Consider the following 22,193-nt stretch of genomic DNA (forward strand, 5'->3'; position numbering starts at 1 on the left):
AACCCGAGGCGGTCGTGAAAACGACCGTCGCGTCCTCCTCTTGCCTGCTGTTAGCCCGGCCGGGATTCCGGCTGCCAATAAAAAAGCCAACCAAGCTATGCGCATAGGTAAATCATGGACACTCTGAAACATTGCAAGCGTGCTGTTCTCTTCGGCCTCCCGCTCCTCAGCAGCCTGGCCCTGGGAAGCCAGGCTGACAGCCAGGGCTTCGTCGAGGACAGCCACCTGGACCTGTTCGCCCGGACCCTGTACTTCAACCGCGACTGGCACAACAAGGATGCCAGCAGCAGCTACAGCGCCGACTTCGGCCAGGCCATCACCACCCAGTTCCACTCCGGCTTCACTCAGGGCACCGTGGGCTTCGGCATCGACGCGCTGACCCTCACCGGCATCAAGTTCGACAGCGGCCGCGGGCACAACGCCTCGGCGTCCTATCCCAAGGACAGCGACGGCCGCACCGAGGACAGCTTCTCCAAGGGCGGCGCCGCGGTGAAGGTGCGGGTCAGCAACACCGTGATCAAGTACGGCACGCAGTTCCTCAGCCTGCCGGTGCTGGCCACCGACCCCGGCCGGCTGCTGCCGGAAACCGCGCGCGGCCTGCTGATCACCAGCAACGAGATCGAAGGCCTGGAACTGAACGCTGCGCACATCACCGCGCTCAGCTCGCAGTTCAAGTCCGGCGAGGACAGCAAGAACCTCAAGCAGGCCGACGCGGTGGGCGGCAGCTACCAGTTCACCGACAACTTCAGCGGCTCGCTGTACTTCTCCGACATCGAGGACAACTTCAAGAAGAAGTACGCCAACCTCAACCTGGTGCAGCCCATCGTCGAAGGCCAGAAGCTCACCTACGACTTCAACATCTACCGCAGCAAGAGCCAGGGCCAGGAGCTCAGCGGCTACGTCGACAACACCATCTGGAGCCTCACCGCGGCCTACGCCCTGGGCGCGCACCAGTTCCTGCTCGGCTACCAGCGCAACAGCGGCGACACCGGCTACGTGTACGGCGCCGACGGCGGCGCGGTCTACGACTTCGGCAACTCGGWGCAGTACTCGGACTTCAACGCCAAGGACGAGACCTCCTGGCAGGCGCGCTACGACCTCGACTTCGCCGGCTACGGCATTCCCGGCCTGACCTTCATGATCCGCTACATCCGTGGCGACAACATCGACAACGGCATCACCAGCGACGGCAAGGAATGGGAGCGCAACGAATCGCTGCGCTACGTGATCCAGAGTGGCGCGGCCAAGGGCCTGGCGTTCCAGGTGCGGCATGCGAAGAACGTCTCGGCCGCACTGGACAGCGACCTCGACGAAACCCGCCTGATCATGGACTACCCGCTGAACATCTTCTGATCCAACCGCTCCTTCCTTTGGTATTCAACGGCCCTGCGGGGCCGTTTTTTTGCCGGGCAGGTGCGCCGGGACTGCCAGCCGCTAGGGGATGAAGGCTGCGCTACCAAGGTGTAGTGGCAAATTGATACTTGCTGGGCTAGGGTCCACAGTCGGCGAACAGCCGTGCAAAGAGACCGGCAATGGAATGCTATATCTGCGAGGCGGATGCCCGCGAAATCGAGGTCGAGGAACATCTCCAGGTCGAGTGCCCGTATTGCGGGGCATATCGAATTTCCCATGCCGCCGCGCGCCGCCTGGGCGAGAAGACCGGGACGTTCGACGTGCCGATGATGCAGCGCTGGGTGAAAAGCTATCGGCACCTGGGCAAGCTGCCGATGCTCGACATGCTGCTGGTGTCGCGGCGCCTCAGGCCCCGCTAGGACGCCCGGCGCCTGCGCGCGCCGTCAGTCATAAGCGCACTCGACGCGATTGCGCCCGGCGGTCTTGCCGCGGTACAGCGCGGCGTCCGCGTGCTGCAGGTATTCGTCCAGCGCGTGGGTGCTGGTGAAGGCATCCGAGACGCCGACGGTGACGGTGCACTGGATCGGCTGGTTCAGGCCGATGCCCGGCACCGCACTGTGCTCGATGGCCGCGCGCACCCGTTCCGCCAGTTGCATGGCGCCGGTGCGGTCGGTGTTGAGGGCGATGAGCAGGAATTCCTCGCCGCCCAGTCGGCACGTCAGGTCGCCCTTGCGCGCGGTGGCCTTGAGGACTTCCGCCACGTGACTCAGCACCAGGTCGCCGACCTTGTGGCCATGGGTGTCGTTGATCCGCTTGAAGTGATCGATATCGACAATCAGCAGGTAGGCCGGCTCGGCCAGCCGCGTGCGGAAGTGCGCATCCAGCCCTTCGGTCAGCCCGCGGCGATTCAGCAGATGGGTGAGCGGGTCGTGGGCGGCCATGGTGCGCAGCTCGTCGGTCAGGCGGCGCAGCACCAGCCAGACCGCGCAGGGCGGCAGCACGGTGCCGAGGAACGACATGTAGATGTAGAAGACCTTCTGGAAGCCGCTGTTCATGTCCAGCGCCGCCAGCCCACCCTGGACGATCATCACGAACTTGGCCGCATTCAGCACGCCGATGCCGCCGATCAGCACGGCGAACACGATCATCTCGACGCGCAGGTCTTTCGCCACGGTGCCCCGGGCATACAGCACCGCCAGGGTCATGAGCAGGAAGAGCAGGGCGCAGGACCCCGCCAGCAAGGCATGCCGCGCTTCGATTCCGAGGGTCGCCTGCACGGCTACCTGCAGCGCCGTGTAGACGGCCGCCAGCGTCAGCAACGGCCGCCACACCGAGGTCGGGCGATTGAAGAAGCGCATGGCGCCCAGCACATAGGCGACCGGTGCGCAGAGCGTCATCGTATGGTTGGCGATGCTCATCACCCCGCCATTCGCCGGGCCGCCCAGCAGCTGCAGGATGTAGGCGAGGCCGAGCAGGAAGTTGCCCAGGGCGAAGACTTCCATGCCCATCTTCCGGCCGTTCAGCCGGGTGCTGATCAGCAGGAACATGACGCAGAAACACAGCAGGTGCACGCAGAGCATGCTGAGGATGACGGTGGTGATCATGGTTTCGCGTCAGTGAGGGAACTGCAAAGGGAGCCGAGCACTGGCCGAGTGGTGGACGCGCGCGCCTGACGGCGGGCTGCATCCAGCTTACTCGATGGAATTATTCGGGGGTCGGGAAAACTAACCCTATGTGCCACGCAAAGGCAATCCACCCGCGAGGTTGCCGTTGGCAGTGCAAGGACGCCAGTACTATGATTTTCAAGCCGATCCGCCTGCGCCATGGGGCGCGCCAAGTCCCGACGGACGATCACTCCTGCCAAGCGAGCGACGTGAAACCATCGATTCTCAGCGCTGCGTTGCTCTGCACCTTGCTCGGTTCACTGCTCAGTCCGTGGGCATGGGCCGGTGATTATCGGCTGGTGACCGAGGAATGGGCGCCGTACAACTACGTCGAGAACAACCAGCTGACCGGGATGGCGACGGACATCGTCAAGGCCATCATGCAGCGCACCGGTGACGATTTCGCGATCGAGCTGCTGCCCAGCATGCGTACCAGCCGCGCGCTGCAGTCGCAGTCGAAGACCATCATGTTTTCCATGTTCCGCACCGCCGAGCGCGAGCCGCTGTACAAGTGGGTGGGGCCGATCGTCGAGGAGTCGATCCATCCCTACCAACTGGCCAACTCGCCCCGTTGGCTGAACACCCTGGCCGAGCTGCACGCTGCCTCGCGCATCACCACCCGGCATGCCGGGCTGCTGCCGGACGTGCTGCAGGCCCAGGGTTTTGACAATCTCGACAAGCGCGCCACCGGCAGCCCGCAGCTCTACCTCATGCTGCTGGCCGGGCGCACCGAGATCATCGCCGGCGACACCGACGCCGGCGTCGCCTACTACAGCCGCCAGCTGGGCCTGGCCCCCGGCACCCTGCGGCAGATTCCCGTCGAGCTGTATCGCTCCTCGCTCTACATCGCCTTCAGCCGCGACAGCGACGATGGGAAAGTCGCCGCCTGGAACCGTGCGCTGGAGCAATTGCGCGAGTCCGGCGAGCTGGCGCGTATCCAGCAGCAGTACGAGCATCCGCGGGTGCAATAGGCGAGGATCAGGCGTGGCGTGGATCGGCTGAACACTGGGCTCATGCTGCCTCTCGAACTCTTGCGTGATCGTCCCGGCGTGTAATCATTTTCCTACAGGCGGTGACTGGATTTCGCGTATTCGCCCCTCGGGTGCAGGCCAATACTGTCGTCAAGGGAGCCCACCTCCCTTCGAGCTTTCGACTTCCTTGCCTGTTGACCGACCCAAGAGGGCTGCATCATGCGCGCCGTATTCGCCGTCACTTTCGCCGCCTTGCTCCTGGCTGGCTGCTCCAGCCCCGCACAGCGGATGTCCAACTGCGTGGCACAGGGCGTCAGCCGCGATGCCTGTTATGTGGCCGAGCAGAATCGTCAGGCGGCGATTACCGCCGCTGCCGAGAAGCAGGCCCTGGAAAACGCCCGCAGCCAGTGATCGGCAGCGTGCTGGCGCAGGGAGCCTGCTCCCGGCAATCGGCCTGTCAGAGCCCCATCTGGCTGCGCATCAGCGCGAGGTACTCGGGATCGCTCATTTGCTGGCGTGCGGCAATGATCTGCCTGGCGTCATCGCCGGCGATATAGCGAAGTTGACGGGTCCCATCGGTAGCTGCCTGCCACACGGTATCCGCCACGACCATCGGCTCCGACCCGCGCGCGGCGATACTGCCGAATGCGCCCGTGACCGTTTCGACAAAGGCGTTGTACTCGGTCAGGCTGGCGTCGAGGTTCAGGTCGAACGAGGTCGTGGAAAAATTGGTGTTGATGACGCCCGGCTCGACCAGCTTGACGGTCACCCCGATCGACGCCAGCTCATAGGAGAGCGCTTCGGTCATTCCTTCGACGGCGAACTTCGAGCCGTGGTACAGCGTGCCGAGCGGGAAGGTGATCTTTCCGCCCATGGACGAGATGTTGATGATCAGGCCGTCGCCGCGCTGGCGGAAGTGCGGAAGGATCGATTGCATTACCAGCAGCGTGCCGATGACATTGACCTCGTACTGCCGGCGCATCTTGTGCTCGGGTGTCGCCTCCAGCAGCCCGTAGGAGCCATACCCGGCATTGTTGAGCAGGACGTCGATGCGGCCGAAACGCTCGATCCCGGCGGCGATCGCGGCGTCGATGCTGTCCTTGCGGATGACGTCGAGTCGGGTGACCAGCACATTGTCGAGCGCATTGAGCTCCTGGTCTGCTTCCGGGTTCGAGCGCACCGTTGCCACGACGTTCCAGCCGCGCTCCTGGAAGTACCTGGCCGTCGTACGGCCGATGCCGCTGCTGCAGCCGGTGATGAGAATGGTCTGTTGGGTCATGGCGCTTCTCCTCGAGCACGCAGGCTCGTCGTTCGTGCGAGGGCCGCTGCGGAGGGTGTCCCTGTCGGGCAGGTAGGGCTCATCCGGGTTGGCCAGTTGGCTGAACAGCTCTCGGCAGGGACTGCGTCCCGTCGCAGGGTGCTGTTGTGCCGCTCACTCTAGGAAGTGGCCGGTGACAGGGCTCTAGCAATCCACGCCATCACTCAGGGAAACGGCGCCAATCGCAGCCGAAACGCACGGCTCCGGCAGTGGCGCCGTTCGCCGTCCGGCTGGCGCACTCTGCATGAGAAAATGCCCTCCATTTCTCTATACTCCTGTGCGTCTGGGCGGGGAGGGTATGACTCCCCATTGAGTGGCGATGGAGTTCCGACGGTGCAAAGCAAGACCTTCCCGATGAACCTCGGTTGGCAGACCCTGCTGAAGGATCTGGGCCTGCAGCCTGGCCATGTATTGCGCCGCGCCGGCCTTCCCGATGACTTGCTGACCCGTGGAGCTCCCGGCCTGTCCACGGAGGACTATTTCCGTTTCTGGTGTGCGCTGGAGGCCGAAGCCGGCGACGCCCTGTTCTCGTTGCGTCTGGTCGAGACCCTCTCTGCCGAGTCTTTCGATCCGCCCCTGTTCGCCGCCCTGTGCAGCGCCAATCTCATGCAGGCCGTGCAACGCCTCGCCAAGTACAAGCAGCTGGTGGCACCCATGCGCCTGGAGGTAGATATCGGCAAAGACGGCGAGCTGACGCTGACGCCCCACTGGCTGTCCGTGCAGGGCGAAGTGCCGTCTTCGTTGCAGGTGGCCGAGATCGCGTTTTTCCTCCGACTGGCCCGGCTGGCGACCCGTGAGCCGGTCACGGCGCTTCGGGTAGCGCTGCCGAAACTTCCGTCCAGCGCCCATGCCCGGCGTTACGAGAACTTCTTCGGCAGCCCCGTCCGGCAGGGGGCGAACCCGAGCATCAGCTTCGCGGCGGTGGACGCCCTGCGCCCATTTCTGACGCTCAACGAAGGCATGTGGCGGGTGTTCGAGCCGGACCTGCGCCGCCGACTCAGCGAGCTCGATTCGGCAGCCACGACGGCGGAGCGGGTACGCGCGGTGCTGCTGGAGCTGCTCCCAGGTAACGCCGCGACCATCGAGAAGGCCGCCGTGCGCCTTGGCATGAGCAAGCGTACGCTGCAGCGTCGCCTCGAGGGCGAGGGGGAAAGCTTTCGCGCCCTGGTCAATGCCACTCGCGAAAGCCTGGCGCGCCACTATCTGGGAAACACCAGCATGTCGGGCGGGGAGATTGCCTTCCTGCTCGGCTTCGAAGACCCCAATTCCTTCTATCGCGCATTTCAGGACTGGACCGCGCAGACGCCTGACAGCGCCCGACATGCCCTGCACCTGAGTTGAGGAGCCACGAACGTGACCACGCCTGACGATCAACGCAAAGTGCTGCTGGCCGGCGCAACAGGGCTGGTGGGAGGCCTGATGCTGCAGGCTTTGCTGGCGGACAGCTCCGTCTCCCAGGTGCATGCCCTGAGCCGTCGACCATTGAGTGTCAGCCACCCCAGGCTCCAGGTTCACCTCGTCGATTTCAGCGACTTGCCCGAGCTACCGCAGGTCAACGAGGTGTATCTGGCACTTGGCACCACGATCAAGGTCGCCGGCAGCCAGACAGCGTTCCGCGCTGTCGACCTCGATGCCAATCTTGCCGTGGCCAGGGCCGCTTTCGCCGTGGGAGCCCGGCGAGTGGGGCTGGTCAGCGCCGTGGGGGCCAATGCCGACTCTTCCGTGTTCTACAACCGCGTCAAGGGCGAACTGGAGAGTGCGTTGAAGGCCATGCAGCTGACCGCGCTGGTGATCGCGCAACCCTCGCTGTTGCTGGACCACCGGGATGGGCTGCAGCAACCTCCGCGCCTGGGCGAGAAGCTGGCAATCCCGATTGGGAAGCTGCTGGCGCCGCTGTTGCCTGGCGTTTATCGCCCTGTCTACGCGCGGGCCGTCGCGCAGGCACTGGTCAGGACGGTGCCGCAGGCTGACGGCGTGGTCGTGCTGGCGTCCAATGTGCTCGCCAGGCTGGGTGAGCAGCACTGAGCCGAACTCCGGGATACGCCACGCAGGTTTTTTTCGCTCCTGCCACTCGTCGCCCGAATGCTGGCTCAACGCCAGTTCCTACATTCCTGTCTAGACTGCGACGCAGGGTTATATCGATCCCTGCCGTGGCCGCTTTCCCACATCCCCTGAGGTGCGGCTCCCATGGAAGGGACAGGAGAGTACATGGACGTACGTCATTTCTCGCATTCCCGTCAGTACCTGCTGCCGTTGCTGGTCACGCTCGCCCTGATGCTGGTTTTCGGCGGGCTGGTGCTCTGGCAGTGGCTGGCTCTGGAAGCGCGCAACCGTGCCGAGTACGAGCAGCGCTTCAAGCTCGAGGCCGAGGAAATCGCCTATCGCGTCAGCAGCCGGATGCGCTCCTACGAAATGGTCCTGCGCGGTATGTCCGGCCTGATCGTCGGCACCAACGCGGTGTCGGCCGAGGAGTGGGCACGTGCCACTGACCAGTTGCAGTTGCAGGACCGTTATCCGGGCATCCAGGCGCTGGCGTGGGCGCGCTACCTGAAGCGCGAAGAAGCCAACGAGTTCGTCAGCGAGATCTGGGAGCAGGGGCGCCGTGATTTCCGCATTACCCCAGCGCAGCCGCGGGACGAGTACCTGGTGGTGCAGTACAGCAGCCCCATGGACTGGCGGAATCGCCGTAGCCTGGGTTTTGACATGCTCACCGAGCCGGTACGCCGGGAGGCTATCGACCGCGCGCGGGAAACCGGCGAGGCGAGCCTCACCGGGCCGCTGAAACTCAGGCAGGAAACCGAGCAGCAAGCGCAGAGCGGTGTGCTTCTCTATATGCCGGTCTACCGCCCGGACGCGCCCAGCACTTCGGCCGAGGAGCGCCGCGCCGCACTGCTGGGCATGGTCTGCGGGGCTTTCCGCGTCAGCGACCTGATGGCCGGCATCCTGGGGGCGCAGAGCGACCTCTACAGCATCGATCTCAGGGACGTCGGCAGTTCTGAGGCCATGCTGCAGGTCTCCGGCCAAGGTCGCCAGCCACGCTTCCTCCAGGACGAGGAGCTGAAGCTGTTCGGCCGCACCTGGGTCCTGGGGGTAGGCAGCACGGCCGAATACGAGGCCATGCAGAGCAACAACCGCATCACCTTCAGCCTCTGGACCGGCCTGGCGGCTGCGCTGTTGCTGTCCCTGTTGATCGGGGGCTACCTCTACCAGCGCGAGCGCAGTCTGCAACTCAGCCTGTCCGCGACGGCCGCATTGGCCGAGCGCGAGGAGCGTTTCCGCCTGCTGCTGCAGCACCTGCCGGTGGCCACGCTGACCTGCGGGGAGAATGGCCGCATCGAGATGGCCAATGCCCGCGCTGGAGAGCTGTTCGCCTGTGGCGCGGATAGCCTGGTGGGGCAGAACCTGCGCCGGTTCCTGCCGAGCCTGGTGGACCTGCCGCAGCAATCGGCCCGGCAGGCTCCCGCCGACCTCACGGAGATCGAGGCCCTGCAGGAGGATGGCGAGCGAGTTGCCGTGGCTTTCAGCCTGAGCACCTTCAAGCACGGCAATGACCAGCGTTACCTGCTCAACCTGGTGGACCTGCAGGCGCGCAAGAGCGCCGAGGAGCGCTTCCGCCTGGTGGTCGAAGCCTCGCCCAACGCCATCGTTCTGGTGGATGCCGGCGGCCGGATTGCCATGGTCAATCGCCAGACCGAGCGGCTGTTCGGTTACAGCCGTCACGACCTGCTCGAAGCGTCCGTGGAAATGCTCCTGCCCGAAGCCCTGCGCGAGGCCCACGTGGCGATGCGCGAAGACTTCCAGCGCAAGCCCGAGCAGCGGCGCATGGGCAGCAACCGGGAGTTGTTCGGCATGCACAGGGACGGCCGCATGATTCCCATGGAGGTGGGCCTGTCGCCGATCCGCGCCGGCCGCGAGCTGCTGGTGCAGGCGGTGATCATCGACATCAGCGAGCGCAAGGCCGCCGAGCAGCGCCTGCGTGACCAGGCCGAGCAACTGATGCTGGCCAACCGCTACAAGTCGGAATTCCTCGCCAACATGTCCCATGAGCTGCGCACGCCGCTGAACAGCATCCTGATCCTCAGCGATCAGCTACGGCAGAACATGGCCGGCAACCTGACCGAGAAACAGGCCCGCCACGCCGATATCGTCCACCGTGCCGGCAGTGACCTGCTGCAATTGATCAACGACGTGCTCGACCTGGCCAAGGTTGAAGCAGGGCGCATGCAGCTCAAGCTGGAACCCCTCAACGTGCAGGACATGCTCGCCGAGCTGGACGGCAGCCTGCGGCCCATGGCCGAGATCAAGGGCCTGCGCCTGTCCACCCACATCCAGGCCGGCGTGCCCAGGGTTATCCATAGCGACCGGGTACGCATGCACCAGATCCTGCGCAACCTGCTGTCCAACGCTCTCAAGTTCACCGAGCACGGCGAGGTCGAGCTGTCCGTGGAGCTGGACCCGGCGGCGGCGATCGATGAGCGCGAAGTGCTGTGCTTCGTCGTCCGCGATACCGGTGTCGGAATCCCCGAGGACCAGCACGAGCGCATCTTCCAGGCCTTCCAGCAAATCGATGGTTCCACCAGCCGGCGCTTCGGCGGCACCGGCCTGGGCCTGGCGATCACCCGCCAGTTGGTGCTCGCCCTGGACGGCACCATCACCCTGGAAAGCGTGCCGGGGCAGGGCTCGTGCTTCAGCGTGCGCCTGCCGGTGGCCGTGGCCGCGAGCCAGCCCGATGCCGATGAGCCACCCGCACAACCGGTGCGGGGCGGGCATGGACCGGCGGTGCTGATCGTCGAAGACGACGTCAACTTCGCCTCGGTGATAGCCGAGGAAGCCCAGGCCCGTGGTTTCTCCAGCGTCCACTGCCGCAGCGGCAAGCAGGCCATTGCCTTGCTGCAGAACGAGCGCTTCGCTGCCGTCATCCTCGACATCCTGCTGCCGGACGTCAGTGGCTGGCAGATCTACCGGAAGTTGCGCAGCCATTCGAACCACCGCACGACCCCGGTGAATATCATTTCCTGCGTGCCCCAGCCCCAGGACTGGCACGAGGACGCCACCCGCTACCTGGTCAAACCCATCGCCCGCGAGGACCTGGAGCAAGTGTTCCAGGACCTGGAAGGCGTTCGTCCGCCGGCGGAGCGCAAGCTGCTGCTGGTGGAGGACGTCGACGTGGAGCGTGAGCACTACCGCGAGCACCTGGAGCATCTTGGCTTCCAGGTGGTGGCCAGTGCCAACGGCGAGGGCGCCCGCAAGGCCTACGCGGAAAACCACTTCGCCGCCCTGGTCATCGATCTCGACCTGCCTGACCAGGATGGCTTCGAGCTGCTCGACAGCCTTCACCGCGAACGCCCGCTGGAGGGTTCGCGGGTGGTCATCAACACCGGCGTCGACGTCAACCAGCAGAACCTGCAACGCTTGCGCCGCTATTCGGCGGTGGTGGTGCGCAAGGCCGGCGAGGACCTCAAGAACCTCAGCTCGGCGGTCGAAGGATTCCTCGCCGGCCTGCGCGAGGCGCAGGCCAGCCAGGGCTCGGACCCGCTGGCAGGCAGCCGCGTACTGCTGGTGGACGATGATGTGCGCAACATCTACGCCCTCAGCGCCCTGCTCGATGAAACCGGCATCAAGGTCACCGCCGCCCGCGACGGCCTGGAAGCCATCGACTGCTTCCAGCGCGAACCCTTCGACCTGATCCTGATGGACATGGCGATGCCCAACATGGACGGCTACACCGCCACCCGCGTGCTCAAGCAGGAGCACGGCTGCAGTATCCCGATCATCGCCCTGACCGCCCATGCGATGAAGGGCGACCGAGAGAAATGCATCACTGCTGGCGCCGACGATTACCTGGCAAAGCCGGTGAGTCGCCAGGAGTTGCTGGACATGCTTTACCGCTGGCTGGAACAACCGGGAGCACGCCATGGCGCACCTGCAGCTTAAGGAGGTTCCTGCGGCCAACACCCTGCTGGTGGTGGATGACCGCCAGGAAAACCTCGTGGCCATGGAAGCCTTGCTGGACAACGGTGAATGGCAGGTGCTGACCGTGGATTCCGGCGAGGCAGCGCTGAAATGCCTGCTGGAAGAGGAGGTCGGCCTGGTGCTGCTGGATGTGCAGATGCCGCGCATGGATGGCTTCGAGGTGGCGCGGCTGATGCGCAGCAGCCCCTTGACCCGCTATACGCCGATCATCTTCATCTCCGCCATCGCCCACACCCACGATGCCGTGCTGCACGGCTATTCGTCCGGGGCGGTGGATTTCATCCTCAAGCCCTTCGACCCGCAGGTGCTGCGCCTCAAGATCCAGACCCTGCTGGCCCATGAACGCAACCGGCGCGACCTGCTGCATCTCAGCCAGCAGCTGGACAGCGCCCGAGCCTTCAACGCCTCGGTGCTGGAGAACGCCGCCGAAGGCATCCTGGTGGTCGGCGAGGACGGCCTCATCAGTTTTGCCAACCCGGCTTCGGCGCAGATGTTCAAGGGCACGGTGGGCGACCTTGTGGGCAAGCCGCTGCTGAACCTGATTGGCCACCCGGAGATGAGCGGTGAGTGGAAGTTGTCGGACTTCTACCGCCACTGGAAGCGCAACGAGACCTACCGCCTGCACGACGCGAGTCTCAAGACCCTGAGCGGTGAGCACCTGCCGGTGGCGCTGTCGTCGTCGCCGCTGCCACGGCTGCAACGCTCCATGGTGGTGATCGCCCTGGATATGTCGGTGGTGCACCAGCTCCACGCGCAACTGGAATCCCAGGCCATCACCGATGCCCTCACCGGGGTGCTCAACCGTCGTGGCTTCCACAAGGCGCTGGAAGCTTCCCTGGCTCGCGTCGAGCGCAATGGCAAGCGCATGGCAGTGCTCTACCTGGACCTGGACGGCTTCAAGCTGATCAACGATTCCCTCGGCCATGAGGCCGGCGACCGCGTGCTGCGGCGAGTAGCGGAACAGCTCAAGCACTGCCTGCGCCCCTACGACACCCTGGCGCGCATGGGCGGCGACGAGTTCACTGCGCTGCTCGACAGCCTCGACCACCCCGAAGACGCCGCGCGGGTGGCGGAGAAGCTGATCGAGATGGTCTCGGTACGCCACCGCATCGATGGCATCGATGTCACCATCGGCGCCAGCGTCGGCATCGCCAGCTTCCCCGAGTGCGGACAGAGCGTGGACGGCCTGTTGCGCGCGGCGGATATCGCCATGTACGAGGCCAAGCGCGCCGGCCGCCAGCAGTACCGCTTCTACTCTCCGGAAATGAACGGCCGCGCCCGCTCGCGGTTGATGCTGGAAGAGAGCTTGCGCAATGCCATCGAGCACAACGACTTTCACCTGGTCTACCAGCCGCAGATCCACCTCGAGAGCGGCCGCCTGCGCGGCTTCGAGGCGCTGCTGCGCTGGGAGCACCGGACCGCCGGCACGGTGGCGCCCAATGTGTTCATTCCGCTGCTGGAGGAAACCCGCCTGATCAACCGCCTGGGCGACTGGGTGCTGCGGGAAGGGGCCCGCCAGTGCAGTGTCTGGAGGCAGGACTTCGGCGACGACCTGGTGGTCAGCCTCAACGTCTGCCCGCTGCAGTTCGGCATGCCGCAACTGGTGGAAGACCTGCGGCGGGTGCTGGAAAGCTTCAACCTGCGGCCCGCGCAACTGGAAGTGGAGGTCACCGAAAGCGCGCTGATGCAGGACCTGGAGCTGACCCGAGAACAGCTCCGGCAACTGCGCGCGCTGGGCGTGCGCATCGCCATCGACGACTTCGGCACCGGCTATTCGTCCCTGGCCTACCTGCGCCATTTCGAGCTGGATACCCTGAAGATCGACCGCCTGTTCATCTCCAACATGCTGGAATCGCGGCGCGATGCTGCGGTGGTCAGCACCATCATCGACCTCAGCCGCCACCTGGGCCTGGAAGTCATCGCCGAAGGTGTGGAAACAGCAGCCCAGCGCGATTGGCTGCTGGAGCATGGCTGCACCTACATGCAGGGCTTCCTGGTGGCGCCAGGCCTGCCCGTGGCCGAGGCCGGGGCCTTTCCTCAGGTAGTGGACTGGCGCGCCCTGCCGGAAGTGGCCCTCGTTCCCAGCCGCACGCCCTGAGGTGGAGAGGGGCCCGGGAAATTGCGAGAGGCTTCCGGGCTCCGGTTCACGCGATTCGGGCACACGCTCCCTTTGGCAGCAGTGAATCTGGCGGGATGGGCAAGCCCGCCGGTGCGATGTGGGGACAGGATGCGCATGGAGTTGATAGCGGGCGCCGGCCAGGGGCTGCTATTGACGGTCATTCCATCCCGTCCGCCACGACGGACCCGCAAGGGCCGACCTGTTTTCCTTCGGTCAGGCCCCCATGCCCGGCGCTTCAGAAGCTGTACTTGACCGACAGCATCATGTTCCTCGGCTCGCCATACACGTTGCTGGGCACCGTGACGGAGGAACTCAGCGAGTTGTAGTACTTCTTGTCGAACGCATTGTTCAGGTTCAGCTGCGCATCGATATGGGCAGTCGGCTTGAACCCCACCATGAAGTCCACCAGCGTGAAAGCGTCCTGCTCGACCATGTAGGTGGTGCCCTTGTTGTAGATGCGGTTCTGCCGGTACAGGGAGCTGCCGACGCGCCATTGGTCAAGCGCGCCGGGCAAGGTGTAGGTCGTGCTCATCTTGAACAGGTGCCGCGGTATGTCGGTATCGAACAGGCGTCCTTCGTTGACCTTGTTCGCATCCTTGCGGTACTTGGCTTCGGTGAAGGTGTAGCCGGCGCCCAGCTGCCAGTTGGGCGTCAGCTGCCCTTGCAGTTCCAGTTCGATGCCTTTGCTGCGCACCTCGCCGGCCGCTTCGTAGCAGGAGGTTGTCGGGTAGCTGGGGCAGATGCTCTGGTCGGTGACGGCCTTGGCGCGGTTTTCCTGGTCCAGCTGGAAGATGGCGGCCGAGGCATTCAGCGCACCCTCGAAGTACTCGCCCTTGATGCCCAGCTCATAGTTCTTGCCGGTGATGGGTTCGATGACCGAGCCCGAGGTATCGAAGTAGCTCTGCGGCTTGAAGATGTCGGTGTAGCTGACGTACACCGAGTGGTGCGCGTCCAGGTCATAGACCAGGCCGGCGTACTTGGTGACGTGGCGGTTGACCTTGAGTTCGGTCTCGGTGCCCTTGTACGGGGCGCTGGTATCGTTTTCGTACCAGTCCAGGCGGCTGCCCAGAATCAGCTTCAGTGGGTCCGCCAGGCTCAGGCGGGTAGTGGCGTAGACGCTGTTGAGCTTGGCGTTGGTGTTCTGCCAGCCGTACTTGGTCTGGCTGGCGATTTTCGGGGTGTCGCCGTTCCAGTTGTAGATATCGATGTTGCTGTGCAGCAGCACGTTGGGCGGCACATCACCGTTGAACACCACGCGACGATGGCTGGCACCGAACACCAGTTCGTGGTCGCGGTCCATCAGGCGGAACGGGCCGCTGGCGTAGGCATCGAAGCTGTTCTGGCTTTCCCGGTAATGGCCGGCGCCGACGTACTGGTCATAGGTCTGGGTGGCGGTACGCCCGAGTATGTAGGTCCCCAGCATGTCCAGGTCGGCCCAGGTCCTGGTCGCCGACAGGTTGAGCTTCCAGCCGTTGTCCAGGGCGTGTTCGAGGGCGGCATAGGCGGAGGTGCTGGTCTTGTTCCAGTACTCCCAGTCATTGCTCAGGGAGGTGGAGCGCGACAGCTTCAGGTCGCTGCCGTCGAAGCCCACGGGCAGGCCGGTCCAGCCGTTGCCGTTGTAGTCGTCCTGCTGGCGCGAAGCGCTGACGGTCAGGGTGGTGCTGTCGTTCAGGTCGGCTTCCACGATCCCGTAGAACAGGTTGCGCTCGTTATCCAGTGAATCGCGGAAGCTGCCCTGGGTCTGGTAGGCGGTGACCAGCCGGCCGCGCACGGCGCCGTTGTCGGTCAGTGGGCCGGACACGTCGAGGTCGGTGCGGTAGCGATCCCAGGTGCCGGCGCTGCCCTGGATGCTGGCCTGGAAGGTGGGAGTAGGGCGCTTGCGAATCAGATTGATGGCCGCGGCGGGGTTGCCGGCGCCTTGCATCAGCCCGGTGGCACCGCGCACCACTTCTACCCGGTCGTACATGGCCATGTCCGCGGAGAGCAGGTCCTGGGACAGCTGGGAGCTGTCGAGGCTGGTCGGCAGGCCGTCGTACATGATGTTGTCGAGCGCGAAGCCGCGGGCGTAGTAGGTGGAACGCTCCGGCCCGGTGCGCCGGATGACCATGCCCGGGGTGTTCTGCACCACGTCATTGAGGTCGGCCAGGGCCTGGTCGTCGATACGCTGGCGAGTCATCACCGTGACCGACTGCGGTGTCTCGCGCAGCGATGACGGCAGCTTGGTGGCCGTGCTGGTGCTACCGGTGGTGTAGGAGCCGGTGTGTTCGGTGGTTTCCCCCAGGCCCTGGCCGATCACCGAGGTCGCGTCCATCTCCAGCGCACCTTCGGTGGATGCAGCTACCAGGGTGTAGCGGCCATCACTTTCCCGCACGGCGCGAATACCCGTTCCGGCAAGCAGGGTGCGCAAGCCGCCTTCCACCGGGAAGCTGCCATCCAGGCCCGTGCTGTTCAGGCCGCGGGTCAACCGCGCATCGAACGACAGCACGATGCCCGACTCGGCGGCAAACCGCGTCAGCACCTGGCCCAGGTCGCCCGCGGCAATCTGGTAGTGCTGTGCGGCGGCCGTATCGGCCAGCGCCGGCAATGGCGCCAGCAAGGCGGAGCAGAGGATGGCCAGCCGGACACGGGCGCGCAGAGGGTGCAGGGCATTTACCGGGGGGTTATACGGGGAATTCATCGTCGTCCTTCTCTCATGGTCACCGACCGTACGAATCGGCCGTCTTTCATGGGTCGAACGAAGATGCGAATTGATATCACCCGACATGAATTATTTTTTGCCGATCAGGCTGGCACGACCGTGATCCAGAAGCGCGTGCGACGCTCCACATGCACCGGCAACGCGCTGGCCAGTGCACGGAAGGTCTGATCGGGGTCGTCCAGCTCGAAGGTCCCGCTCAGGCGCAAATCCGCTACCTGCGGGTCGCAGCGCAGCAGGCCGGGATGATAGCGAGCGAGGTCGGCGAGGAAGTCGGCCAGGCGCTGGTCGTTGGCGATCAGCAGCCCACGGGACCAGGCGTCTGCGGCGTAATCCAGCGCCCGCGTGGAGGCCACCTCGATTGAACTGAACAGACAGGCCTGCCCCTGGCCCAGCGTGGTAACGCCCAGTGCGCTCCTCGGCTGCACCTGCACCTGCCCGCTGAAGACTTCCACCTGGGAGAGGGCGTCGAGCTGGCGCACTGAAAAACGCCCGCCCAAGGCCCGGACGTCGCCCTGTCTGGTTGCCACGCTGAGGCGTGATCCGGCCTGGGCGTTCACCAGCACCTCACCGCTGCGCAGGGTCACCCGGCATTGCCCGCCGGCATAAGCGACGTCCAGGGCACTCCGGGTATTGAGCAGCAGCTGGCTGCCATCGGCGAGGGTGACCGGCAGCCGCTCGCCGATGGTGCTGTGGTAGTCGGCGAACAGCGCGCCCTGCTCGAACTCGCGGTAACCGCCGAGCCCGAGCGCACCCGTCCCCAGGGCCAGCAGCATGCCCTTGAGCACGGTGCGACGGCTGCTGCGCCGATCCTCCCGCGCCAGGCCGAAGACCCGTCCGCTGAAATCACCGGGCATTCCACGCAGGCGCTGCTGCAATCTCTCGGCCTGCTGCCAGGCCCAGCCGTTGTGCGGGGAGGCATCCAGCCAGCGCTGCCAGGCTTCGCGATCCGCGGCGACGGCGTCCCCGCTGGCAAACAGGCTGAACCAGTCCGCCGCCTGTTCGATGGAGTCCAGTTGCGCGGCGCTGATACCGGCGCCGCTCACAAGCCGTGCTCCAGGCTGTAGAGCATGCAATGACGCGAGGCCTTGGCGATGTAGCGGTTCACCGTGACCAGCGATACCCCAAGGGTCTGGGCAATGCAGCGGTAGGTCATGCCGTCGAGCTGGGACAACAGAAAGGCCTGGCGCACCTTGTCGCCGAGCGCGGCGAGCATGGCGTCAAGCTGGACCAGGGTCTCCATGAGGATCAGGCGATCCTCGGCGGAGATCTCCAGGGCTTCCGGCACCTCCGCCAGGGCCTGTAGCCACGCGCGCTCCAGGCGCTGACGGCGGAAGTGATCGATCATCAAGCGGCGCGCGACTGTCGCTAGAAAGCTGCGCGGCTCACGCACCGCCTCGATGCAACCCTGGCGGTCGCTGTTGCCGAGCAGGCGGACGAATACGTCCTGCACCAGGTCGGCCGCCAGCTGGCTGCAATCCACACGGTTGCGCAACCAGCCACGCAGCCAGCGGTGCTGTTCCTTGTAGAGGTCGCCGACCTCCAGCTGCCGGAGCGGGCCCTGGCTCGTCATCGCCAATCATCTTTCTGGTGCAAATGGGAATAATTATCATATCAATCCCGAAGGAAGCTCGGCAATCTTCCTGAATGCGCTGCGTGGGCTTCTGGCTGCGGTACTTGTCTGGCGGGCTTGTGGCAGCAGTGTTGGGATGCGCTCGCAAGTCCAGCTTGGGGCGCTGCTTTGCGGCAGCGTAATGCAACGCTCAACGATCAGCCTCCACGCGCATGCACGCTTTGCAGCGACTTTCGGCCTCGGTCCATTTGCCGAGGCAGAGCGATGCTCACCGGCATCCATCGATCCACCACGAAGACCGATGTCCGCCGATTTGCATCGACGGCCAAGGCAGCCTGTGTCGAGCGGTCATTCGTGGTGGATTACCCGTTAATCGATCCAGTCGCACAGTGCGTCAGGTGAGCGGCAATCCCCTTGAGCAGAATCGTCAGGCGGGGATTGCCGCTGCCCACTCACTTCAGAAGTCGGCCTTCAGGGTAACGGTGTAGTTGCGTGGGTCGCCGTACTGGTTGCTCGCGTTCAGCCAGCCGATGGAGGAGTAGTACTTCTTGTCGAACAGGTTGTTGCCGTTCAGGGCGACGCTGAAGTTCTTGTTGATCTGGTAGCCCAGGCGGGCGTTCCAGATGGCGTAGCCGGATTGCTTGATATCGCCGACGCCGCCGGTGCCGCCGAAGTTGGTGTTGTAGTTCTCGCTCTGGATGCTGGCGCCCGCGCCGGCGCTCCACTGGTTCAGCTCGCCCGGCAGCTTGTAGTCGGCCCAGAAGCGCAGCAGGTGGCGCGGCGTGTAGCTGTTGAAGGTGGAGCCGGAGGACGAGGTGCCGTCGCCCGGATCGTTGAGGAACTTGGTCGAGGTGTAGGTGTAGCCGGCGAACAGCTGCAGGTCCCTGAGCACTTCACCGCTGATCTCCGCGTCGAAGCCTTCGGCGCGAACCTTGCCGCCGGCCACGTAGCAGTTGTCTTCGCCGTTCTGCCCGCACTCCGACGCGTAGTCGTACTGCGCACGGTTTTCCTGGTCCACGCGGAAGATCGCGAAGCTGGTGTTGACGCGGCCATCCAGCAGCTCGCCTTTCAGGCCGATCTCGTAGTTCGAACCCTCGATGGGCTTGAGCGGGGCGGTGTCCTGGGTCAGTTCGGTCTGCGGCTTGAAGATGTCGGTGTAGCTGGCGTAGACCGACCACTGGTTGTTCAGCTCGTAGATGAGGCCGCCGTAGGGGGTGAACTCGCCGGTTTCCTTCGAGTGCGCAGGGGCAGGGGAGGAGGTGGTGAAGCGGGTCAGCTCATAGTCGTACTGGTAGTTGCTGGCGCGCCCGCCCAGGACCAGGGTCAGCGGCTCGGCGAGCTTGTAGCGCACCACGCCGTAGAGACCGTTCTGGCGGATATGGCCCTTGGAGGTACCGGCGTAGGTGGTCGCGAGCATTTCCTCGGTGGTCGGCTCGCGCGGCGATACCGGGTCGTAGATATTGATCGGCCCGAGGTTGAGCAGGCCGCCTTGCAGGTCATCGGTCTTCAGGTCGCTGGCGTTGGCGCCGACCACCACCTGGTGCTCCAGGTCGAAGGCACGCCACTTGCCGGCGAGGTTGATGTCCGCGCCCTGGTTGATGTTCTCGAAGTCGTAGAGGTAGGCGCGCGACTGCATACCGTCGCCGGTGGCCGGGTCGACGGCGCCGCGGCCGAAGCTGTAGAGGATGTCGTTGGTCTCGCGGATGTAGCTGCCCGAGGCATTCAGGCGCCAGTCGGCGTTGAAGTCATGAGTGACGTCGGCGAACCAGGTGGTCTGCTTGTTGTTCCACTTGTTCCAGTCCGCGCCGGTGAAGGTGGAGCGGCCCGCATTCACCGCACTGCCATCCTTGTTGCGCGGCAGGCCGCCGAAGGACGGGGTCGAGTGCAGGTCTTCCACGCTGGCGCCGGCGGCTACCCTGGTGTTGTCGGTCAGGTCGTATTCGAGAATGCCGTAGAGCACGTTCTTGCGGCTGTCCGCGGTGTCGTAGAAATAGTCCCGGTCCTCGTGGCCGGCCACTACCCGGCCGCGCAGCCTGCCGTCGGCGCTGAGCGGAGCACTGCCATCGATGGTCTGCCGGTAGGTGTCCCACGAGCCTGCGCTGGCGGTGATGGACAGCGACGGCTCGACCTTCGGGCGTTTGCGCACGAGGTTGATGGCGGCGCCGGGGTTGCCGCTACCCTGCAGCAGGCCGTTGGCGCCGCGCAGCACTTCCACGCGGTCGTAGAGCAGGGTGTCGGAGGTGAAGCTGCTGCCGATGGCGTAGTAGCGGCGGTCGAGGGGGACGCCGTCGTACTGGATGGTCTCCACCTCGAAGCCGCGCGAGTAGATGTACTTGCCGCCGGACGGGCTCTGGTAGGTGGTGATGCCGGTGGTTTTCTCCAGCACCTGGTCCAGTGTGTCGAGGCGCTGGTCGTCCATCGCCTTGCGTGTGATGACGGTGACCGTCTGCGGAATGTCCTTCAGGCGCTGGGTCGACTTGCCGATGGTGGCTTCGCCGGAGGTGTAGGAGCCGGAGTCTTCCGTCGTCGGCCCCAGGCCCTGACCGGTGACGACCGTATCGCTCATCGCCAGGGCATCGGGGATTTCCTCCAGCACGTAGCTGCCGCCCTGGTCCACCGCGCGCAGGCCGGTGCCGGAGAGGAGGGCAGCGAAGCCGGCCTCCCGCGAATAGCTGCCGTGCAGGCCGGCCGACTGGAGGTGAGCAGTCTTGCTGGCATCGAACGAGAGCGCGACCCCGGCTTCGCTGGCAAAGCGGCTGAGCACTTCGGTCAGCGAGCCCGCAGCGATGTCGTACTGGCGCATGCTCTGCACCGCGCCAGACGAAGCAGGCTCTGAGGGCTCTGCGCCCTGAACGACGGGTACACCGACGACGGTGACACTGAAGAGGGCAGCCTGCACATGGATGGCAAGCCGATGGCGAATGAACGGATACAGCATGGTCTCTCCCCGGTGGTGGTGACCAAGTGGGTCACTGATGCCGGAGTAGCCGAACCAGGGACGAAAAAAGTGCACGGTGACTGGAAAAATCTTTTCTCGCGTCCACGCAGGCTTCAGCTTCGCGGAACCACGGTCACCCAATACCCCGTGCGATACACCGCCGCGACCGGGAAACTGCGCTCCAGTGCTCTGAGCGCTAGGTCGGTGTCATCGACCGGGAAGGCGCCGGAAATGCGCAGGCCACTGATGCGCGGATCGCACCTCAGCCAGCCGTGGCGGTACCGTCCCAGTTCTTCCAGCAATTCACCGAGCGGTCGGTCGATCGCGATCAGGCTGCCCTGTGCCCAGGCGCCAACCGACGCATCACTGACCTGCGCGGGCTCGATGCTGCCGGAGAGGATTCGCGTGTGCTGGCCGGCCTCCAGGCGCAGGACAGCCGCCTGGCCGGGTACGGAGACCTCGACCGCTTTCTCCAGTACCGCCACCTCGGTTCCGTTGCCCCAGCTGCTCACGCTGAAGCGCGTGCCTAGCGCGCGTACGGTGGCGTCGGCGCTGCGAACGCGGAAGGGCCTGCCGAGACTGTCGCTCGCGGTATTCACCATGACTTCACCGGCACGCAGGAGGATCAGCCGCTGGTCTGCATCGAACAGCACATCCACCGCGCTGTCGGTGCCCAGCTGCATCTGGCTGCCATCCGCCAGGGTGAAGTGGCGGCGTTCACCCACCGCCGTCCTGTAGCCAGCGGTGTAGCGCTGGCGCGCGTCACTGCGCCAGCCCAGGGTGGCCAGGCCGCCCAGCGAGGCGAGCACGACGACGCTGCGCAGCACCTGGCGCCGCGACTGCCCGGCCGAGGCCAGCGTGGCAGCCGCCAGGCGACCCGGCACGCGGGCCATCTGCAGGTTCACCGATTCGATGCGCTGCCAGGCGCGCTGGTTGATCGGGTCGGCCGCCAGCCAGCGCTGCCAGGCCTGCTGATCGGCTCCGCCCGGTGCCGCATTGGCCAGGCGCGCATACCAGCGCGCCGCTTCGCCGATGGCGGCTCGCTCATGGGGTTGCAGGGCGTCGCTCACAGGACGCCCGCCATGGCCAGGCAGCAGTGCTCCATGGCCTTGGCCATGTACTTGTTCACGGTGCGGACGGATATCCCCAGTCGCTCGGCGATCTGGATATAAGTCAGCCCTTCGAGCTGGGAAAGGATGAACGCCTGCCGGACCTTCGGCCCCAGGCCATCGAGCATGCGGTCGATTTCCGTCAGCGCTTCGAGCAGCAGAGCTTGCTCCTCAAGGGACGGCTGCACCGCTTCGGGAAGCAGCGCCAGCGCTTCCAGATAGGCGCGCTCCAGCGAACGGCGGCGGTACAGGTCGATGACCAGACCGCGGGCGATGGTCTGCAGGTAGTGCCGGGGCTCACGAATCGCCTCGGCGCTCCGGGCCATCAGCACGCGAACGAAGGTGTCCTGCGCCAGGTCGGCGGCATCGGCGGAATCGTTGAGGCGCTTGCGCAGCCAGCCCCGCAGCCAGCCATGATGGTCGCGGTAAAGCATCCCTACCGCCTGCAGCGACGAATCCCCCTGCATTGCAATCCCCTAA

16 protein-coding genes are annotated in these 22,193 nt (G+C 65.2%); 8 read left to right on the forward strand and 8 right to left on the reverse strand.

Annotated elements, in window-relative coordinates; genetic code table 11:
• The first annotated feature begins 114 nt into the window (after positions 1–114).
• Positions 115–1,353, forward strand: coding sequence for an OprD family porin (locus QO207_RS22740; RefSeq protein WP_301534557.1), 1,239 nt, complete (start codon positions 115–117; stop codon positions 1,351–1,353).
• Positions 1,354–1,532: 179 nt separating this feature from the next.
• Positions 1,533–1,772 (forward strand): hypothetical protein, encoded by a 240-nt coding sequence (locus QO207_RS22745; RefSeq protein WP_301534558.1) that lies wholly within the window; start codon positions 1,533–1,535, stop codon positions 1,770–1,772.
• A 24-nt stretch (positions 1,773–1,796) separates the two neighbouring features.
• Here the strand turns inward: QO207_RS22745 and QO207_RS22750 are convergent, their stop codons facing one another.
• On the reverse strand, positions 1,797–2,957 hold the full coding sequence (locus QO207_RS22750; protein ID WP_301534559.1) for a GGDEF domain-containing protein: 1,161 nt from the start codon (positions 2,955–2,957) through the stop codon (positions 1,797–1,799).
• A gap of 269 nt (positions 2,958–3,226) precedes the next feature.
• Here QO207_RS22750 and QO207_RS22755 point away from each other — a divergent pair, with 269 nt between their 5' ends.
• Together QO207_RS22755 and QO207_RS22760 are read left to right on the forward strand one after the other, a co-directional pair.
• Positions 3,227–3,988, forward strand: a complete 762-nt coding sequence (locus QO207_RS22755) for an ABC transporter substrate-binding protein (RefSeq protein WP_301534560.1) — start codon at positions 3,227–3,229, stop codon at positions 3,986–3,988.
• 219 nt (positions 3,989–4,207) lie between these two features.
• On the forward strand, positions 4,208–4,399 hold the full coding sequence (locus QO207_RS22760) for a hypothetical protein (protein WP_301534561.1): 192 nt from the start codon (positions 4,208–4,210) through the stop codon (positions 4,397–4,399).
• A gap of 46 nt (positions 4,400–4,445) precedes the next feature.
• On the opposite strand, the gene QO207_RS22765 is transcribed toward QO207_RS22760, so the two are convergent.
• On the reverse strand, positions 4,446–5,267 hold the full coding sequence (locus QO207_RS22765; RefSeq protein WP_301534562.1) for an SDR family oxidoreductase: 822 nt from the start codon (positions 5,265–5,267) through the stop codon (positions 4,446–4,448).
• Between the two features lie 372 nt (positions 5,268–5,639).
• On the opposite strand from QO207_RS22765, the gene QO207_RS22770 reads away from it, so the two are divergent.
• The 4 genes from QO207_RS22770 to QO207_RS22785 all read left to right on the forward strand — a co-directional run bounded on the left by QO207_RS22770 (position 5,640) and on the right by QO207_RS22785 (position 13,377).
• Positions 5,640–6,647, forward strand: coding sequence for an AraC family transcriptional regulator (locus tag QO207_RS22770; RefSeq protein WP_301534563.1), 1,008 nt, complete (start codon positions 5,640–5,642; stop codon positions 6,645–6,647).
• A gap of 12 nt (positions 6,648–6,659) precedes the next feature.
• Complete coding sequence (locus QO207_RS22775) at positions 6,660–7,331, forward strand: NAD(P)H-binding protein (RefSeq protein WP_301534564.1); 672 nt, start codon at positions 6,660–6,662, stop codon at positions 7,329–7,331.
• A gap of 183 nt (positions 7,332–7,514) precedes the next feature.
• Positions 7,515–11,240, forward strand: a complete 3,726-nt coding sequence (locus QO207_RS22780; RefSeq protein ID WP_301534565.1) for a CHASE domain-containing protein — start codon at positions 7,515–7,517, stop codon at positions 11,238–11,240.
• Positions 11,221–13,377, forward strand: coding sequence for a bifunctional diguanylate cyclase/phosphodiesterase (locus QO207_RS22785; protein ID WP_301534566.1), 2,157 nt, complete (start codon positions 11,221–11,223; stop codon positions 13,375–13,377). Before QO207_RS22780 ends, QO207_RS22785 begins: the two co-directional genes overlap by 20 nt.
• Positions 13,378–13,633: 256 nt before the next feature.
• Here QO207_RS22785 and QO207_RS22790 read toward each other — a convergent pair whose 3' ends face one another.
• The 6 genes from QO207_RS22790 to QO207_RS22815 all read right to left on the reverse strand — a co-directional run bounded on the left by QO207_RS22790 (position 13,634) and on the right by QO207_RS22815 (position 22,180).
• Positions 13,634–16,075, reverse strand: coding sequence for a TonB-dependent receptor (locus QO207_RS22790; protein ID WP_301534567.1), 2,442 nt, complete (start codon positions 16,073–16,075; stop codon positions 13,634–13,636).
• Between the two features lie 104 nt (positions 16,076–16,179).
• Positions 16,180–17,139, reverse strand: coding sequence for a FecR domain-containing protein (locus QO207_RS22795; RefSeq protein WP_301534568.1), 960 nt, complete (start codon positions 17,137–17,139; stop codon positions 16,180–16,182).
• Positions 17,136–17,666: a sigma-70 family RNA polymerase sigma factor gene (locus QO207_RS22800; protein ID WP_301534569.1), complete on the reverse strand. Its 531-nt coding sequence runs from the start codon at positions 17,664–17,666 to the stop codon at positions 17,136–17,138. Before QO207_RS22800 ends, QO207_RS22795 begins: the two co-directional genes overlap by 4 nt.
• A 457-nt stretch (positions 17,667–18,123) precedes the next feature.
• Positions 18,124–20,469 carry a TonB-dependent receptor gene (locus tag QO207_RS22805; RefSeq protein WP_301534570.1) on the reverse strand — a complete coding sequence of 782 codons (2,346 nt, stop codon included), beginning with the start codon at positions 20,467–20,469 and terminating at the stop codon, positions 18,124–18,126.
• Positions 20,470–20,717: 248 nt separating this feature from the next.
• A complete protein-coding gene (locus QO207_RS22810; protein ID WP_301534571.1) occupies positions 20,718–21,674 on the reverse strand; it encodes a FecR domain-containing protein in 957 nt (318 codons plus the stop codon).
• A complete protein-coding gene (locus QO207_RS22815) occupies positions 21,671–22,180 on the reverse strand; it encodes a sigma-70 family RNA polymerase sigma factor (RefSeq protein ID WP_301534572.1) in 510 nt (169 codons plus the stop codon). The genes QO207_RS22810 and QO207_RS22815 overlap by 4 nt, the downstream gene beginning before the upstream one ends.
• Positions 22,181–22,193 lie beyond the last annotated feature (13 nt).

It is taken from the genome of Pseudomonas sp. CAN1 (assembly GCF_030462585.1).
Lineage (GTDB): Bacteria > Pseudomonadota > Gammaproteobacteria > Pseudomonadales > Pseudomonadaceae > Pseudomonas.

Coding starts and splice junctions, on each gene's coding strand:
- QO207_RS22745 (WP_301534558.1), top strand. CDS start 1,533: ATGGAATGCTATATCTGCGAGGCGGATGCCCGCGAAATCGAGGTCGAG.
- QO207_RS22750 (WP_301534559.1), bottom strand. CDS start 2,957: ATGATCACCACCGTCATCCTCAGCATGCTCTGCGTGCACCTGCTGTGT.
- QO207_RS22760 (WP_301534561.1), top strand. CDS start 4,208: ATGCGCGCCGTATTCGCCGTCACTTTCGCCGCCTTGCTCCTGGCTGGC.
- QO207_RS22765 (WP_301534562.1), bottom strand. CDS start 5,267: ATGACCCAACAGACCATTCTCATCACCGGCTGCAGCAGCGGCATCGGC.
- QO207_RS22780 (WP_301534565.1), top strand. CDS start 7,515: ATGGACGTACGTCATTTCTCGCATTCCCGTCAGTACCTGCTGCCGTTG.
- QO207_RS22785 (WP_301534566.1), top strand. CDS start 11,221: ATGGCGCACCTGCAGCTTAAGGAGGTTCCTGCGGCCAACACCCTGCTG.
- QO207_RS22790 (WP_301534567.1), bottom strand. CDS start 16,075: ATGAATTCCCCGTATAACCCCCCGGTAAATGCCCTGCACCCTCTGCGC.
- QO207_RS22800 (WP_301534569.1), bottom strand. CDS start 17,666: ATGACGAGCCAGGGCCCGCTCCGGCAGCTGGAGGTCGGCGACCTCTAC.
- QO207_RS22805 (WP_301534570.1), bottom strand. CDS start 20,469: ATGCGCCAGTACGACATCGCTGCGGGCTCGCTGACCGAAGTGCTCAGC.
- QO207_RS22815 (WP_301534572.1), bottom strand. CDS start 22,180: ATGCAGGGGGATTCGTCGCTGCAGGCGGTAGGGATGCTTTACCGCGAC.